At 64.9% G+C, this 15003-nt stretch carries 16 protein-coding genes, 1 tRNA gene and 1 riboswitch; of the genes, 5 read left to right on the top strand and 12 right to left on the bottom strand.

The features are described 5' to 3' along the window. Positions 1 to 57 precede the first annotated feature (57 nt). From CEJ42_RS21155 to CEJ42_RS21140, 4 genes are all read left to right on the top strand, one after another. Entirely contained in the window at positions 58 to 972 is a 915-nt protein-coding gene (locus CEJ42_RS21155; protein WP_079216125.1) for a LysR family transcriptional regulator, read from the top strand. A gap of 97 nt (positions 973 to 1069) precedes the next feature. Next, complete coding sequence (locus tag CEJ42_RS21150; RefSeq protein WP_276329116.1) at positions 1070 to 2002, top strand: NAD(P)-dependent oxidoreductase; 933 nt, start codon at positions 1070 to 1072, stop codon at positions 2000 to 2002. An 87-nt stretch (positions 2003 to 2089) separates the two neighbouring features. Continuing rightward, entirely contained in the window at positions 2090 to 3598 is a 1509-nt protein-coding gene (locus CEJ42_RS21145; protein WP_079216121.1) for an aldehyde dehydrogenase family protein, read from the top strand. Between the two features lie 183 nt (positions 3599 to 3781). Next, on the top strand, positions 3782 to 5110 hold the full coding sequence (locus CEJ42_RS21140) for a DUF3100 domain-containing protein (protein WP_079216119.1): 1329 nt from the start codon (positions 3782 to 3784) through the stop codon (positions 5108 to 5110). Between the two features lie 60 nt (positions 5111 to 5170). Here the strand turns inward: CEJ42_RS21140 and CEJ42_RS21135 are convergent, their stop codons facing one another. From CEJ42_RS21135 to CEJ42_RS21125, 3 genes are all read right to left on the bottom strand, one after another. After that, positions 5171 to 5548, bottom strand: a complete 378-nt coding sequence (locus tag CEJ42_RS21135) for a DUF423 domain-containing protein (RefSeq protein WP_088752438.1) — start codon at positions 5546 to 5548, stop codon at positions 5171 to 5173. An 87-nt stretch (positions 5549 to 5635) separates the two neighbouring features. After that, positions 5636 to 6166: a hypothetical protein gene (locus CEJ42_RS21130; RefSeq protein ID WP_088752437.1), complete on the bottom strand. Its 531-nt coding sequence runs from the start codon at positions 6164 to 6166 to the stop codon at positions 5636 to 5638. 30 nt (positions 6167 to 6196) lie between these two features. After that, on the bottom strand, positions 6197 to 6658 hold the full coding sequence (locus tag CEJ42_RS21125; RefSeq protein WP_079216113.1) for a hypothetical protein: 462 nt from the start codon (positions 6656 to 6658) through the stop codon (positions 6197 to 6199). Between the two features lie 230 nt (positions 6659 to 6888). On the opposite strand from CEJ42_RS21125, the gene CEJ42_RS21120 reads away from it, so the two are divergent. Further along, complete coding sequence (locus tag CEJ42_RS21120; protein ID WP_088752436.1) at positions 6889 to 7770, top strand: alpha/beta hydrolase family protein; 882 nt, start codon at positions 6889 to 6891, stop codon at positions 7768 to 7770. A gap of 148 nt (positions 7771 to 7918) precedes the next feature. On the opposite strand, the gene CEJ42_RS21115 is transcribed toward CEJ42_RS21120, so the two are convergent. The 9 genes from CEJ42_RS21115 to CEJ42_RS21075 all read right to left on the bottom strand — a co-directional run bounded on the left by CEJ42_RS21115 (position 7919) and on the right by CEJ42_RS21075 (position 14646). Continuing rightward, positions 7919 to 7994: transfer RNA gene (locus tag CEJ42_RS21115), tRNA-Lys, on the bottom strand. A gap of 94 nt (positions 7995 to 8088) precedes the next feature. Continuing rightward, a complete protein-coding gene (gene ybgF / locus CEJ42_RS21110) occupies positions 8089 to 8844 on the bottom strand; it encodes a tol-pal system protein YbgF (RefSeq protein WP_079219172.1) in 756 nt (251 codons plus the stop codon). Between the two features lie 5 nt (positions 8845 to 8849). Then, on the bottom strand, positions 8850 to 9371 hold the full coding sequence (gene pal, locus CEJ42_RS21105) for a peptidoglycan-associated lipoprotein Pal (protein WP_079216106.1): 522 nt from the start codon (positions 9369 to 9371) through the stop codon (positions 8850 to 8852). A gap of 312 nt (positions 9372 to 9683) precedes the next feature. Then, the gene (gene tolB, locus CEJ42_RS21100; protein ID WP_079216105.1) at positions 9684 to 10967 is read right to left on the bottom strand and encodes a Tol-Pal system beta propeller repeat protein TolB; all 1284 of its coding nucleotides are present in this window, start codon (positions 10965 to 10967) and stop codon (positions 9684 to 9686) included. Positions 10968 to 10970: 3 nt separating this feature from the next. After that, positions 10971 to 11924: a cell envelope integrity protein TolA gene (gene tolA, locus CEJ42_RS21095; RefSeq protein WP_079216103.1), complete on the bottom strand. Its 954-nt coding sequence runs from the start codon at positions 11922 to 11924 to the stop codon at positions 10971 to 10973. 9 nt (positions 11925 to 11933) lie between these two features. Then, positions 11934 to 12368 carry a biopolymer transporter ExbD gene (locus CEJ42_RS21090; protein ID WP_079216101.1) on the bottom strand — a complete coding sequence of 145 codons (435 nt, stop codon included), beginning with the start codon at positions 12366 to 12368 and terminating at the stop codon, positions 11934 to 11936. Continuing rightward, complete coding sequence (gene tolQ / locus CEJ42_RS21085; protein WP_079216099.1) at positions 12368 to 13072, bottom strand: protein TolQ; 705 nt, start codon at positions 13070 to 13072, stop codon at positions 12368 to 12370. The genes CEJ42_RS21090 and tolQ overlap by 1 nt, the downstream gene beginning before the upstream one ends. 224 nt (positions 13073 to 13296) lie before the next feature. After that, positions 13297 to 13749: a tol-pal system-associated acyl-CoA thioesterase gene (gene ybgC, locus CEJ42_RS21080; RefSeq protein ID WP_079216097.1), complete on the bottom strand. Its 453-nt coding sequence runs from the start codon at positions 13747 to 13749 to the stop codon at positions 13297 to 13299. A gap of 144 nt (positions 13750 to 13893) precedes the next feature. After that, complete coding sequence (locus tag CEJ42_RS21075) at positions 13894 to 14646, bottom strand: SDR family oxidoreductase (RefSeq protein ID WP_079216095.1); 753 nt, start codon at positions 14644 to 14646, stop codon at positions 13894 to 13896. A gap of 215 nt (positions 14647 to 14861) precedes the next feature. Beyond that, positions 14862 to 14964, top strand: a riboswitch (ZMP/ZTP riboswitch). The last annotated feature ends 39 nt before the right edge of the window (positions 14965 to 15003 follow it).

Genomic DNA, 15003 nt, shown 5'->3' with positions numbered 1-15003 from the left:
CTAATCCGGGCAACACGCGCCCCGCTCCAGCGGCCGGGCGGTGCCAAGGGAGAACACATGAGAAAGCTCAACGAACAGCGCCTGGCCTATTTCTTCGAGGCGGTGCAGTGCGGCAGCGTGCGCGCCGCCGCCGACAAGCTCGATATCGCGCCCTCGGCGGTGAGCCGCCAGATCGCGCTGCTGGAGCAGGAGGTCGCCATCCCCGTGATGGAGCGCCACCGGCGCGGCGTGGTGCCGACCGAGGCCGGCCAGCTGCTGATCGACTACTACCGCGAGCAGGGCGCCCACCAGGCCGACCTGCTGTCCAAGCTGCAGGGCCTGCGCGGCCTGAAGCGCGGGCATGTCAGCATCGTCATCGGCGAGGGTTTCGTGAGCGACTTCATGAGCCAGCCCATGGGCTATTTCTCGGCCCGCCATCCGCAGATATCCATTTCCATCGACCTGGCCGGCACCAATGAGGTGTTGCGCCAGGTGGCGGAAGACCAGGCCGAGATCGGGCTGGTCTACAACCCGCCCACCGATCCGCGCATCGTCTCGCGCGCGATGCAGCCGCAGCCGATGGAGGTCATCGTCGGGCCGCAATCGCCGCTGCGCAACAGCAAGTCGTGCAGCCTGAAGGAACTCACCGAATACCCGATCGGGCTGATGCACGAGTCCTACGGCACGCGCCAGCTGCTGGCGCTGGCGGAATACGCGGCCAAGATCAAGTTCAACCCGCTGCTGACCACCAACTCCATCAACGTGCTCAAGCAGTTCGTCAAATCGGGGCAGGGCATCACGCTGCTGCCGCGCTTCTCGGTCTCCACCGAGCTGGCGGCCGGCGAGCTGCTGGCCATCCCCATCGACAGCGACGTGCTGACCATGGCCGAGGTGCACCTGGTCACGCGCGTGGGACGCAAGCTGTCGGTGGCGGCCAACCGGCTGCTGTCCTATTCCAGCTCCCTGATGCAGGCGTTCCAGGTCACCAGCTGAGTACTGTTTGTGTGTTCTCTAAATTAGAACAAAACTGAGGATTTGATGTAATTGATCCTGCTTCGCTCTGCTTGCACACTGCATCCATGACAGGCGCATGACATTCGGTCAACGCCGGTCCGGTCAGATGAATCTTCAGGGAGCGTGCATGGAACAGGCAGCAACAATCAGGAAGGTCGGCGTCGTCGGCCTGGGCAACATGGGCAGCGGCATGGCGCGGTCGCTGATGCGGGCCGGCTACCAGGTGGCGGGCTTCGACCCTTCGCCGGCGGCCTGTGCCGCGCTGCAGGCGGACGGCGCCGCCATCGCGGCGTCGGCGGCGGAGCTGGCAGGGCAGGTCGAGTTGCTGATCCTGTCGCTGCCGACCTCGGACGTGGTCGAGGCCGTGGTGCTGGCGCCGGCGGGCGTGCTGGAAGGCGCCCGGCGCGGCCTGCTGGTGGTGGACACCACCACGGCCGATCCCAACAGCACGCGCAAGGTCGCTGCTGCCACCGCCGAATGCGGCTTGCGCTTCATCGATGGCCCGGTCAGCGGCGGCCCCAAGGGCGCGGCCACCGGCACCATGACCATGGCGCTGGGCGGCGATGCCGCCGATGTCGCCGCGGCCATGCCGGTGCTGGAAGCCATCAGCGCCAAGCGCGTGCACGTGGGGCCGGTCGGCGCCGGTCACGTCACCAAACTGCTCAACAACCTGATGTGCGGCGCGCACCTGCTGGTGGCGGGCGAGGCCGCGCGCATCGCGCGCGAGGCCGGGCTTGACGCGCAGCAGATCTTCGATGGCATCAACGCCGGCTCCGGCCGCAGCGGTGTGACGCAGGTCAACTATCCCACCTGGGTATTCAACGAGGCCTTCAATTCGGGCTTCACCATGAAGCTGATGCGCAAGGACATCCGCCTGGCCATGGGCCTGCTCAAGGAGCTGTCGGTGGACGCGCCGCTGTCGGCCGAGGCCGGCCGCCTGTGGGCCCACAGCGCCGACAGCATCGCCGACGGCGAGGACTTCAACCGCATCGTGCAGCTGGGCGAGTAGCTGGCCGGCAGCAGGCCGGTTGCATGCAAGGCCGGCGTATCCGCGTCATTTTCCAAGATTTCCATCCAAGCTTTTCAGGAGCAAGCAATGCAATTGAATGAATCCGAACACCTGCTGGCCGCATTCGCGCACTTCTTCCCGGGCGCGAGCACCGTCGGTTCCTACGTCGGCGGCCAGCTGGTGGCGGGCGACGGCGAGACCGTGCAGCTGCACGGCGCCGCCAGCGGCCGTCCCAGCCTGGCGTATCGCGATGCCGGCGCGGGCGTGGTCGAGCAGGCCGCGCGCGCCGCCGCCGCCGCGCAAAAGCAATGGTGGGCGCTGACCCACGCCGCGCGCGGGCGCATCGTGTTCGCCGTCGGGCAGCAAATCCGCGACCATCTCGAGCCCCTGGCGCAGCTGGAGGCCATCAGCGCCGGCAAGCCGATCCGCGACTGCCGCGGCGAGGTTGCCAAGGTGGCCGAGATGTTCGAGTACTACGCCGGCTGGTGCGACAAGTTCTACGGCGACGTCATCCCGGTGCCGACCACGCACCTGAACTACACCCGCCGCGAACCCATCGGCACGGTGCTGCAGGTCACGCCCTGGAACGCGCCCATCTTCACCTGCGGCTGGCAGGTGGCGCCGGCCATCGCCATGGGCAATGCGGTGCTCCTGAAACCGTCCGAACTGACGCCGTTCACTTCGCTGGCGGTGGCGGCGCTGGCCGAGAAGGCCGGCGTGCCGGCCGGCCTGATCAACGTGCTGGCCGGCTATGGCCATACCGTGGGCCAGGCCGCGATCGACAATCCGGCGGTGAAGAAGGTCGTGTTCGTCGGCTCGCCGGCCACCGGCAGGAAGATCGCCGAGGCCGCTGCGCGCCGCCTGCTGCCCTGCGTGCTGGAGCTGGGCGGCAAGTCGGCCAACATCGTGTTCGAGGATGCCGACCTGAAGCGCGCCTGCCTGGGCGCGCAGGCGGCGATCTTCTCCTCGGCCGGGCAAAGCTGCGTGGCCGGTTCGCGCCTGCTGGTGCAGCGCTCGGTATACGAGCGCTTCGTCGACATGCTGGCCGGGGGCGCCGCGCGCATCAAGGTGGGCGCGCCGCTGGACGATGCCACCGAGGTCGGCCCGATCTCCAACAAGAAGCAGTACGAGCATGTGATCAGCATGATCGCCGAGGGCGTGAAGGCGGGTGCGAAGCTTGCTACGCCAGCGCAGGAGGCGGGCGAAGGTTTCTTCGTGCGGCCCACCGTGTTGGCGCATGCCACCAATGAAATGGACGTGGCGCGCACCGAGATATTCGGCCCGGTGGTGGTGGCCATTCCGTTCGATACCGAAGAAGATGCCGTGCGCATGGCCAACGACAGCGACTTCGGCCTGGCCGGCGCGGTGTGGACCAACGACATCGCCCGCGGCCACCGCGTGGCCTCGCAGGTCAACGCCGGCACGTTCTGGATCAACGGCTACAAGACCATCAACGTCGCCTCGCCTTTCGGCGGCTACAACCAGAGCGGTTACGGCCGCTCCAGCGGCGTCGAAGCCCTGCATGAATACACCCAGACCAAGAGCGTCTGGGTGGAGACTGCGGCGGCTCCGGCGGCGGCCTTCGGTTACGTCTGAGCAGGGAAGTTCAGCGGCAGGAATGCGCCATGCGCGGGCGGGGAGGCCCGCGCATGGCGCAGCGGTACGATGGCAGCACACGAAGCAGGACCAGCAAAAAACGACACGACATCACCCCCGCCCGGCAACGCGGCGGGGCCGGATCAACGCGATGCAGTACTTCATCCAAAGCGGGAGAGCAACATGCAGGCAGCAGCGACATCGGTATCGGCAACACGGCAGGGGCAGCAAACATGGAAGCTATACATCTACGCGGCGATCATCCTGGTCATCGCCGAATGGATAGGATCGGCCACCCTCAAACTCGGCCCCGGCAAGATCGTGCTGCTGCCCATGGTATGGGCGCTGATCATGGGCGCCGCGCTGGGCCTGTTCAGCCGCCGCCTGCCGGGCGGCATGGCGCTGACGCAGCCGATGCAGTTCCAGGCGGCCGCCATCCTGCAGCCGGCGCTGCTGTTGTTTGTCGCCAAGCTGGGGCTGATGGTGGGCAATTCGCTGCCCAAGCTGGTCGAGTCCGGCTGGGCGCTGGTGTTCCAGGAGTTCGGCCATTTCGTCGGCACCATCCTGATCGGCCTGCCGCTGGCGCTGCTGCTGGGCATCAAGCGTGAAGCCATCGGCGCCACCTTCTCGGTGGGCCGCGAGCCGAGCTTGGCCATCATCGGCGAGCGCTACGGCATGGATTCGCCCGAAGGCCGCGGGGTGCTGGCCGAGTACATCACCGGCACGCTGTTCGGCGCGATCTTCATCGCGGTGTTTGCCGGCTTCATCGCCAGCCTGAACATCTTCCATCCGTATTCGCTGGCCATGGGCGCAGGCGTGGGCTCGGGCAGCATGATGGCGGCCGCCGCCGGCGCCATCGCCGCGCTGCAGCCGGCGGACGTCGCCAAGGACGTGGCCACTTTCGCCGCCGCCAGCAACCTGATCACCACCACCATCGGCACCTACTTCACGCTGTTCATCTCGCTGCCGCTGGCGGTGTGGGGCTACCGCGTCCTGGAGCCGATCATCGGCCGCACCAACTCCGCCTCCACGCCGCCCGACGACGGCCTGCACAAGGAGACGCACCTGGAGACCGCCGAGCTCAACCTGGCCGGCCGCATCAGCGCCTGGGTGTTCGCCGGCGTGCTGACCATGATCGCCAACTGGATCGCCTACAAGGTGACGCCGCTGGCCTCGCTGGGCTGCATCGCGCTGATGGTGGCGGTGGTGTTCGTCGGCGACCAGCTGCGCAACCTGACCGGCAAGAAAGTGCCCGCCGTGTGCTGGGTCACGCTGGTGGCGATGTTCCTGACCTCGCCGGCCTGTCCGTGGGCGGCGGCCATCGTGGAGCTGACCGCGAAGGTGAACTTCCTGGCCGTCATCACGCCGATGCTGACGTTCGCGGGCCTGTCGATCGCCAAGGACATTCCGGCTTTCCGCAAGCTGGGCTGGCGCATCGTGGTGGTGTCTTTCGCCGCCAATGCCGGCACCTTCATCGGCGCCACGCTGATCGCCGAGTTCTTCCATCGCTGAACCGTGCGCCGCAAATGAAAACGCCGCCCAAGGGCGGCGTTTCTTTTGGCATGCGCGGGCTCAGTTCACGCCCTTGTAGGCGGCCCACGCCACCAGCAGCCACGCCGCCAGGAAGGCCACGCCGCCGATCGGCGTGATCGCGCCCAGCACGCGGGTTCCGGTCAGCGCCAGCAGGTACAGGCTGCCGCTGAAGATGACGATGCCGGCCAGCATCAGGTTACCGGACCAGTTCAGCGCCGCGCCGCCGAATTTCGGCATCAGCAGGGCTACCGCGATCATGCCCAGCGCGTGCATGACCTGGTAGGTCACGGCGGTGTGCCAGATCACCAGCATCTCGTCGGACAGCATCTTCTTCAGGCCGTGCGCGCCGAAGGCGCCGCAGCAGACGGCGATGAACATGTTGAGGGCGCCGACGATGACGAGGGTGCGTGCATTCATGAAGCTTTCCTTTTGTTGTGATGGTCCCGCAGGGCGGGACGGTTGGTCGGGGAGGCTGGCGTCGGCTGGCTCCAGAAGAGGGATGATTCAGTCGAGGTCGTCGAAGTCTTCGGTGGGCAAGGCCTCGTAGGCCGCCGACCTGATCGAGGCGTCGTCGGCGCAGCTGCGCGTGCTTGGCTTGCTTCCCTTGGGGCCGCGCACCACGATGCCGGAGGAGAACTGCGGGTCGTTGGTCGGGCCCTTGAAGTTGGTGCGCACGGTGCGGTCGAACAGGATGTAGTCGTAGCCGCCGTTGCTGAAGCGGATATGCGCCTCGCCGCCGCCGGAGTACATGGTGGAGCTGAAGAAGAACTTGCCGGCGGCCGGCTGCGGGGTGTCGGGATATTGCAGCTCGGTCCTGGCCGGCGTGCCGAAGCGGTATTGCAGCGTGCCGCCCTTGGCGGAAAAATCAGGCGAGGCGCACAGCGAGGCGGTCTTCTTGGCCTTGGTGGTGCAGGAGAAGATCTCCTGTTCGCCGGGTTTGCACATGGTCGGCTCGGGCGCGGCGGCGTGCGCCGGCGCGCAGGCCAAGGCGAGCAAGGCGGCCGGGAGGGCGAGGAGGGCGGAGGCGGCTTTCATCGGGGAGGTCTCTTCCTGTGAGGTGCGCGATCAGAACTGGATGCGATTGCCCTTGCCGATCCGGTATTCGTGCCTGAGCACGAACTGCGAGGTGGCGATCAGGCCGGACAGGCCCAGGATCAGCTGCGTGAGCGTATCCGGCGGCAGCACCCAGACGGTGCCGGGCGGCACGGCCACGCCGGTCGCCGCGCTCAGCACGGGATTGGCCCACGCGGCCTCCTCGCTGACGTCCAGCAGGATCTGGCCTTCGGGCGTGGTATGCAGGTAGATCTCGCCGCCCAGTTCCAGCGCGAAGCAGATGCCCTGGCCGGCGTTCACGGTATTGAGCTTGTTGCGCCAGACCACGGCCTGCAGCTCGCGGTTGTAGGTGTCGATCCAGGTCTCGACCTCGTGCACGTTCTGCAGCACGATCCACGGACGCGGGGCGGGGATGGTGTCGGAGCCGCTGACGGCATCTTCGGGAAACAGGGGTTCTGGGACTTGGTCGGACATGGTCGGGAAAGGGAAGGACGCCCGGACCGGCTGCGGCGGATCGCCGGCGACCGGTTGTTTTCGAAAACGTGTGGGCGAAAGACGGAAGTATATCGGATCGCCGCGCCTGCGCCCGCCCGGTGCGCGCTGTCGCGCGCGCGCCATGGGCATGCGTTTTTCTCTTGCCGCCGGCGATGGCCGGCGGTAGCGTAGCCGTTCCCGGCTGATGCCGTTTCCATGAGAAGAAAAACATGCGCCATCCCTTGTTCCTCGTTGCGGCCTGCTGCCTGGCCGCGTCGGTCCAGGCCCAGCAACTGGCCCAGGACATCAATGAAGAAGTCAGCTCCATCGACGTGACCGTGAAGGACCTCTACGGCAAGCAGGAAAGCGGCAAGGTCGTCATCACGCAGTTCAGGCCGGCCGGCCCCGGGCCGTTCCCGATCCTGATCCTGAACCATGGGCGCAGCCCCACCAACCGCCGCGATCCGCCGCGCTTTCGCTACACCAAGCAGGCGCGCTACTTCGTCGAGCGCGGCTTCGCGGTGTTCGAGCCGACCCGCATCGGCTACGGCGAGTTCAGCACCCAGTTCGATCCCGAAGACAGCGGCGGCTGCAACAACAAGGACTTCGGCCCCATGGCCAAGGCCGCCTCGACCGAGATCCTGGCCGTGCTGGATTACGCCAAGCGGCAACCCTATGCGGACCCCAGGCGCGTGCTGCTGGTCGGCCAGTCGGTGGGCGGCTATACCACGGTGGCGACGGCGGCCCAGAATCCCGACGGCCTGGTCGGCGCGATCAACTTCGCCGGCGGTTCGGGCGGCGATCCGGTCGCCCGCCCGGGCAACCCCTGCCAGCCCAATCGCCTGGAGGACATGTACGTCAGCTTCGGCAAGGTCGCCAAGGCGCCGATGCTGTGGATCTATACCGAGAACGACCTCTACTTCGGCCCGAAGCACAGCAAGTCCTGGCACGAGGCTTTCGTGAAGGCGGGCGGCAAGGCCGAATACCATTTGCTGCCGCCGTTCGCCAAGAACGGGCACACGCTGTTCTCCAGCGGCGTGGAAATCTGGGCGCCGGTGGTGTCGGAGTTCCTGGTGAAACTGGGGTTTCCGGGCGAGCCGGTAAAGCCCTGAGGAGGATGGCGGGAGGGCTGCGGGAACGTGGTTCCCGCGCCGCCTTGCAGGCGCATGCGGCAACCGGAGGGTTGCCGCGAGATAGGGCGACGCAAAACAAAAAGGGCTCCAGCGCGAACTGGAACCCTTTTTTTTACTGCTGAATTTCTGGTAGGCCGTGCGGGACTCGAACCTGCGACCAACGGATTAAAAGTCCGCTGCTCTACCAACTGAGCTAACGACCCGAAAGACCGCCATTATAGTCAAACTTCATCGCCGATGTCAAACGCTTGCATGAAAAACTATATACGGCCGCGCTGACGTCGTCGACGCATCACATCACTTCAGCGAGGACAGGCGATCCTTGCCGGTCTGCGCCGCCGGGGTGTTGGGGAACTTGGCGATCAACTGTTCCAGGGTCTTCTTGGCAGCCGCCTTGTCCTTCAGCTCGGCCTGCGAGCTGGCGATGTTCAACATCGCGTCGGCCACCTTGGGATTGTCCGGATAGTTCTTCACCACGTTCTGCTGCACCGCGATGGCGCCCTTGTAGTCGCGCTGGGCGTACAGGGAATTGCCTTGCCAGTACTGCGCGGAAGCGGCATAGCCCGATTGCGGATAGCGCTTGATGAAGTCGCCGAAGGCATTGGCCGCGCCCTTGTAGTCGCCGCCCTTGAACTGGGACAGCGCGGCGTCATAGGCCTGCTGTTCGGGGATGCCGACTGCGACCGTCTGGCCGTCGACCTGGACCTGTTGCGGCTCCAGCTTGCGCAGGCGCGCGTCGAGGTCGACGTAAAAATCTTTTTGCCGTTGCTGGGCGTTGGTGATCTCGTTGGTCAGCACTTCGATCTGACCGCGCAGGGCGGCGATCTGCGACTGCAGATTGTCGTTGCGATCGGAGAGCGTGAGTACGCTGTTCTTGTCGGCCTTGGTGGCAACGTCGCGCTGCAGGGCTTCGATCTTGGAGCGGATGTCCAGGATGGCCTTGCGCGCCTCGTCGTCGTCAAACAGGCCGGCACGGGCGGTAAGCGGTAAGAAAGCCGCGGCGGCCAGCAAGGCCGCCACGGTTACCGATTTCAGTTTGAAAGCGGTATGCATGTCGATCACTGATAAGCGATGTCGGCGCGACGGTTTTCAGCGTAGGACGATTCGTCCTGGCCCAGGGCCTTCGGCTTTTCCTTGCCGAAGGACACGGCTTCGACTTGCGATTCCGACACGCCCAGCAGGACCAGTGCCTTGCGAACGGCTTCAGCGCGCTTCTGACCCAGGGCCAGGTTGTATTCTGCGCCGCCGCGATCATCGGTGTTGCCCTGGATGATTACCTTGCGGTCCTTGTGGGCCACCAGGTACTTGGCATGGTTCTCGACCACGGTGCGGTATTCCGGCTTGACGCTGAAGCTGTCGTAGTCGAAGTAGACGCTACGCTTGGCCAGGACGCCTTGCGGGTCGTTCAGCGGATCGGTGGAACCGGCGTTGACGGTGCCCACGGCGCGGGTGTCGGCGCCGGTACCGGCGCCGGCACGGTTTTCAACCGGGGCGTTCTTGTCGTCCAGCTTGGTGGACGAGCAGGCTGCCAGCAGAACAGCGCTGGAGACGATGAGGGCGAGGGTGCTGATGGTGCGCATTTTGGATTTCTCCTTGTCGTGATGAATGTGATAGGAACTCATTTCATAGATATACGTGAGTGCGAGCGAGTCCTGTTTGGGATGGAGTGCAAGGCGCGAATTTGGGTCAAGACTGGACGTCTTGACCCAAATTCGTAACGCAGCAATCCGCCCAAACAGGCCGCTCCCTCCGGGTTCTACTCAGAAAGGGCGCTGGCCGCGTTGCGCTCCTTGCGCGTGGCCCCACCACGCGACGCGTCACGCGCCTTGCCAGCGCCCTTTCTGAGTAGAACGCATCTCACGTATATCTATGAGATGAGTTCCATGATTTCTTTATTTCATGAACGGACCCCAGGTCGGTTCCCTGATATCACCGGCCTGCGTCGTGAGACGCTGTTTAACACGGCCGTCGGTGGAGACGACGGCCAGGGATCCGCGACGACCGGATTCCGTCGCGTACATGATGTATTTGCCGTTGGGGGCGAAACTGGGCGATTGGTCGCGGCTGCCGTCGGACAGGCGCTGCTCCTGGCCGTTGGTCATGTCCAGCGCGTAGAGCTGGAACAGGCCGTCGCGGCGGGAGATGAAGGCCAGCGTCTTGCCGTCCGGCGAGACGCGCGGGCTGATGTTGTAGCTGCCGTTGAAGGTCACGCGCTGCGCATTGCCGCCGTCCACGCCGACCTTGTAGATCTGCGGGCCGCCGCTGCGGTCGCTGGTGAAGTAGATGCTGCCGCCGTCGGGCGAGAACTGCGGCTCGGTGTCGATGCCGGAGGTGTTGGTCAGGCGGCGCAGGCCGGAACCGTCGGCGTTGATCACATAGACCTGGGTCAGGCCGTCGCGCGTCAGGGCCACGGCCAGGCGCGAACCGTCAGGCGACCACGAGGGGGCCGAGTTGCTGCCCTTGAAATTGGCCACGATGGAGCGCTGGCGGGTCACCAGGTTCTGGATGTAGACCACCGGCTTCTTCATCTCGAAGGAGACGTAGGCGACCTTGGTGCCGTCGGGCGACCAGGCCGGCGAGATGATGGGCTCGTTGGAGCGCAGCGCAACCTGCGTGCCTTCGCCGTCGGCGTCGGCCACTTCCAGGCGGTATTCGCCGCCGGACTTGGTGACGTAGGAGATGCGGGTCGAGAAGATGCCCGGAATGCCGGTCAGCTTCTGGTAGATGTCGTCGGCGATCTTGTGCGCGGTCAGGCGCAGCAGCTGCTGCTGGCTGCCGAAGGACAGCGCCGACAGCTGGCTCGACTGCACGGTGTCGAACAGGCGGTAGCGCACGTCGAAGCGACCGTCGGCCAGGCGCGCGACGCTGCCCACGGCCAGCGCGTTGGCGCCGCGTTTTTGCCAGTCGCCGTAGTTGACGGCCGAGGAATCCGACAGCGCATCGCTGTTGTCGATCAGCTTGAACACACCGCTGCGCGCCAGGTCGGCCTTGATGACCGAGGTGATCTGTTGCGGCGCGGATTCTTCGCCGGGAAAGGCGGCGATGGCGATGGGGATCTGAGTCGCGCCCACGCCGGTGATCTCGAAGCGGATCTGGGCCTGCGCGGCCGGGGCGAAGGACAGGCCGGCCACGGTTGCGACGGCGGCAATGCTGGTCAGGTAACGGGCTTTTATCATCGTTTACTGATCTTTCGGTTTATGGGTGAAGGTGAAGCTGGACGGTACCTTGCCATCCTTGTCGGCCGGATACGGCGCCGACTTCATGATCGCCTGGCTCACCGCCTCGTCGAAGCCGGGAACGCCGGACGATTTGTTCTTGCGCGCGCTGCGCACGGTCCCGTCCGGGAACAGTTCGACAGTGTACTCCACGGCGGGGTTTCCACTGAGGTCGCCCGGCACGTCGAAGATCGTGTTGGAGCGGATCTTGGCGCGCAGCTTGTTGGCGTAATCAGGGCTGCCCTTCGGACCCTGCGACTTCTCGGCCGTGCCGGAGCCGCCGGTGGCGCTGGTCGCCTGGCCCATCATGCGTTTCAAGTCTTCCTGGCGGCGCGCCTCGGCGGCCTTGGCGTCAGCCGCGGCCTGCTGCTGCTTCTTCTTGTCAGCGGCTTGCTTTTCGGCATCGGCCTTCTTCTTGGCCTCTTCTTCCTTCTGTTTCTCTTCCTTCAGCTTCTTTTGCTTATCGGCTTCGAGCTTTTCTTTCTTCTCGCGTTCCTGCTTTTCCTTTTCGGCCTGTTCCTTCTTCTCGCGCTCGGCCTTTTCCTTCTCGGCCTTCAGCTTGTCGGCCTTTTCCTGCTCTTCCTTGCGCTTCTTTTCCTTTTCCAGGGCGATATCGGGCTTCTCGACCTTGGGCTCGTCGATCACCTTGGGCGGCTGGGGTTTGGGTTCAGGCTGCACCACCGGTTCCGGCTTGGGCGGTTCGGGTTGCGGCTGCGGTTCGGGCGGCGTGGGCAGGGGCGCTGCTTCCTTGTATTGCGGATCCCAGATCTCGGCCTCGACCGTGAGCGGCGTTTCGTTCTGCCAGCGGATGCCGACCCAGAAGAACAGGAACAGCGCCACGTGCATCACCAGCGCCAGCGCGATGGCGCGCCAGCGGCCGGGCGGCTTGGGAATGTCGTACGGAGAGTTGTCGCTCATGGTTGCTGCTTACTTGGTGGCCAGGCCGACGCGCACGATCCCCTGTTTTTTCGCTTCCGAAATCACCTGTACCACTTCGTCGTACTTGATTTCCTTGTCGGCGGAGATCATCACCGCCAGGTCGGGGTTGTCGGCGTGCAATTGCTGCAGGCGTTCGGCCAGGTCGACCTTGCCGGTCACGGTCTCGGCCTTCTTGCCGCCGCTCTTCGGGCCGTTGATGCGGATCGTGGCTTGCGTGTTGGGCTTCAGGGCGATCTCGATGTAGTCGGCCGGCGGCAGCGTGGACTTGCCGGCGGTGGGCAGGTTGATCACGCTGGGATTGGTGATGGGGGCGGCGACCATGAAGATGATCAGCAGCACCAGCATCACGTCGATATACGGCACGACGTTGATCTCGGACTTGAACTTGCGGGTGCGTCCCCCGCGCATCGATGAGCCGGCCATTAGCGTGCCTGACGTTGCAAGATGTTGGAGAATTCTTCGATGAAGCTTTCGAAGCGGATCGCCAGGCGGTCGATGTCGTGCGAGTAGCGGTTGTAGGCGACCACCGCGGGGATCGCGGCGAACAGGCCGATGGCGGTGGCGATCAGCGCTTCGGCGATGCCGGGGGCGACCGCGGCCAGCGTGGCCTGCTGCACGTTGGCCAGGCCGCGGAAGGCGTTCATGATGCCCCACACGGTGCCGAACAGGCCGACGTAAGGGGAGACCGAGCCGACCGAGGCCAGGAAGGCCAGGTGCGATTCCAGCGCATCCATTTCACGCTGGTAGGCGGCGCGCATGGCGCGGCGCGCGCCGTCGAGCAGGGCGCCGTTGTCGACGGCGCCGCCGCGGGCGGCCACCGAGGCCTTGGCCTTGTTGAATTCACCCATGCCGGCCTGGAAGATGCGCTCCAGGGCGCCGCCGCCGCTGCCGGCCTTGCGGCGGTTGGACAGGGCGTCCTGATACAGGGCCGACAGGTTGCCGCCGGACCAGAACACGCGCTCGAACTCTTCGGTCTGCACGCGCGCGGAGCGGATGGTGAACATCTTGCGGAAGATGTAGGTCCAGCTGATGACCGATGCCGACAGCAGCAGCAGCATCACCAGTTGCACCAGGACGGACGCGTTTGCGATCAGCGAAATGAAGGACAGGTCTTGTGTGACGTTCATGGGGAAATGTGGCGACGAAAGTGCGGCGAATGGGTTGAAGGTCGGCGGTTAAAAGTCTGCAAATCAGTCTGCAAGTCAGTCGAAAAATCGGGACTCGACTTGGAAGACGGCAATTGTACGGGCAAGGTTTCCGTTTCCGGCAGCGGCAAGTGTCAAGAAAGCGTTGCCGGCGGCCGGGCGGTCCAGCATATCCATTAAGGCGATGGGGTATCCTGCCGTTGACATCATGATGCGGCCTTGATGCACGAAAGCAATTCGGCGGGAATCTGTTGCGGGCGGAAACCGGCGGCGTCGACGCAGACCACGGTGATGCGGCCGCGGGCCAGCAGCCGCGCTTCCTGGGCTTCTCCGGCGCTGTCGTTCCCCGACGGCAGGCGCCAGGCTTCTTGGACGAACTCCATGGAAGCGTTTCGAAGTTTTTCGACCACGACAGTCAGCCTGAGTTCATCGTCCAGGCGGGCGGGAGAGAGGTAATCGACGCTGGTGTTCTTGACCACGAAGATGGCGCCGGTGGTCTCGGCCAGGTGCTGCTGGTTGAACCCGAAGGAGCGCAGCCACTCGGTGCGGGCGCGCTCGAAGAACTTCAGGTAGTTGGCGTAGAAGACGACGCCACCGGTGTCGGTATCTTCGTAATAGACCCGGATTTTCCAGTCGAACGGACTACTGGCGGCACTCATATGCTTCTTGTTATGGGGAAATCGACGCTTGTGGCGGCAAAAAAGGAAATGTTGCTGTCAGGGAAATTGACCGTGAACCGGTCTGAATGGCGTTCCTGCGGCGGCTTGGCACCATCAGCAAAAACGCCATTCTACCTCATCCGCTTACTGTGTGCGCTTGATGTTGAAGGGGCTGAAGCCCTGGCAGGTCGGCATCAGTTCCATGTAGTTGATGTTGACGTGCGCCGGCATGGTGGCGACCCAGAAGGCCGCTTCGGCGATGTCCTCGGCGGTCAGCGGGGTGGTGCCGTCGTAGACCTTGGCGGCGGCGGCGTCATCGCCCTTGAAGCGCACGTTGGAGAACTCGGTGCCGCCGCACAGGCCGGGGGCCAGGTTGGTGGCGCGCACGCCGGTGCCCACCAGGTCGGCGCGCAGGTTGAGCGTGAACTGGTCGACGAAGGCCTTGGTCGCACCGTAGACGTTGCCGCCCGGGTAGGGATAGGCGCCGGCCACCGAGCCCAGGTTGATGATGGTGCCGCGGCCGCGCTTGACCATCTCCGGCAGCAGCGCGTGGGTGATGGTGACCAGGCCCTTGACGTTGGTGTCGATCATGGTTTCCCAGTCCGACAGCGCCACTTCGTGGGCCGGGCCCAGGCCCAGCGCCAGGCCGGCGTTGTTGACCAGCACGTCGATTTCCTTCCACTCGCCCGTCAGGGACGTCAGGCCGGCTTCGATCGATTGCTTGCTGGTGACGTCCAGGACCAGCGGCAGCACGTTGCCCGCGCCCAGTTCATTGACCAGCTCGTCCAGGCGCTCCTTGCGGCGGCCGGCGGCGATCACCTTGTGGCCGTTCTTGGCGAATTTGCGTGCCATGGCGGCGCCGAAGCCTGCGGTTGCTCCCGTAATCAAAACGACCATTTGTACTATCTCCTGTTGTGTGGCGAGGGGTGGACGGCGGCGCGACGCGGGCGGTTGGCCGGCGCGCGCATGCCGTTCCGGGAAGAAAACGAAATTGTAGCCCAAAGCCGGTTTTTACGAGGGCAGGCTCGCTTTCGGCAGGTCATTGCGGGCTGTTGCGCACAGGCCAAGCGTCTTGCTGAAATCGCCCCGTTTTAATACAATGCGCTCACCATTTCGTCTCACGTGACTGGCGAAAAGCCGGGATTTCTTTCCGGCCAAGATGGGTATCCATCGGGAAGCGTGAGATTTCATCAGCCGTGCGCCTGGGCAGCCGAATGGAAAGTACGACTGAGGCTGCCCGCAATTCCCCTATTT

The organism is Herbaspirillum robiniae (assembly GCF_002213415.1).
In the GTDB taxonomy this organism is placed as follows: Bacteria; Pseudomonadota; Gammaproteobacteria; order Burkholderiales; family Burkholderiaceae_D; genus Herbaspirillum; species Herbaspirillum robiniae.
This window is presented reverse-complemented; position numbering and strand designations above follow the sequence as displayed.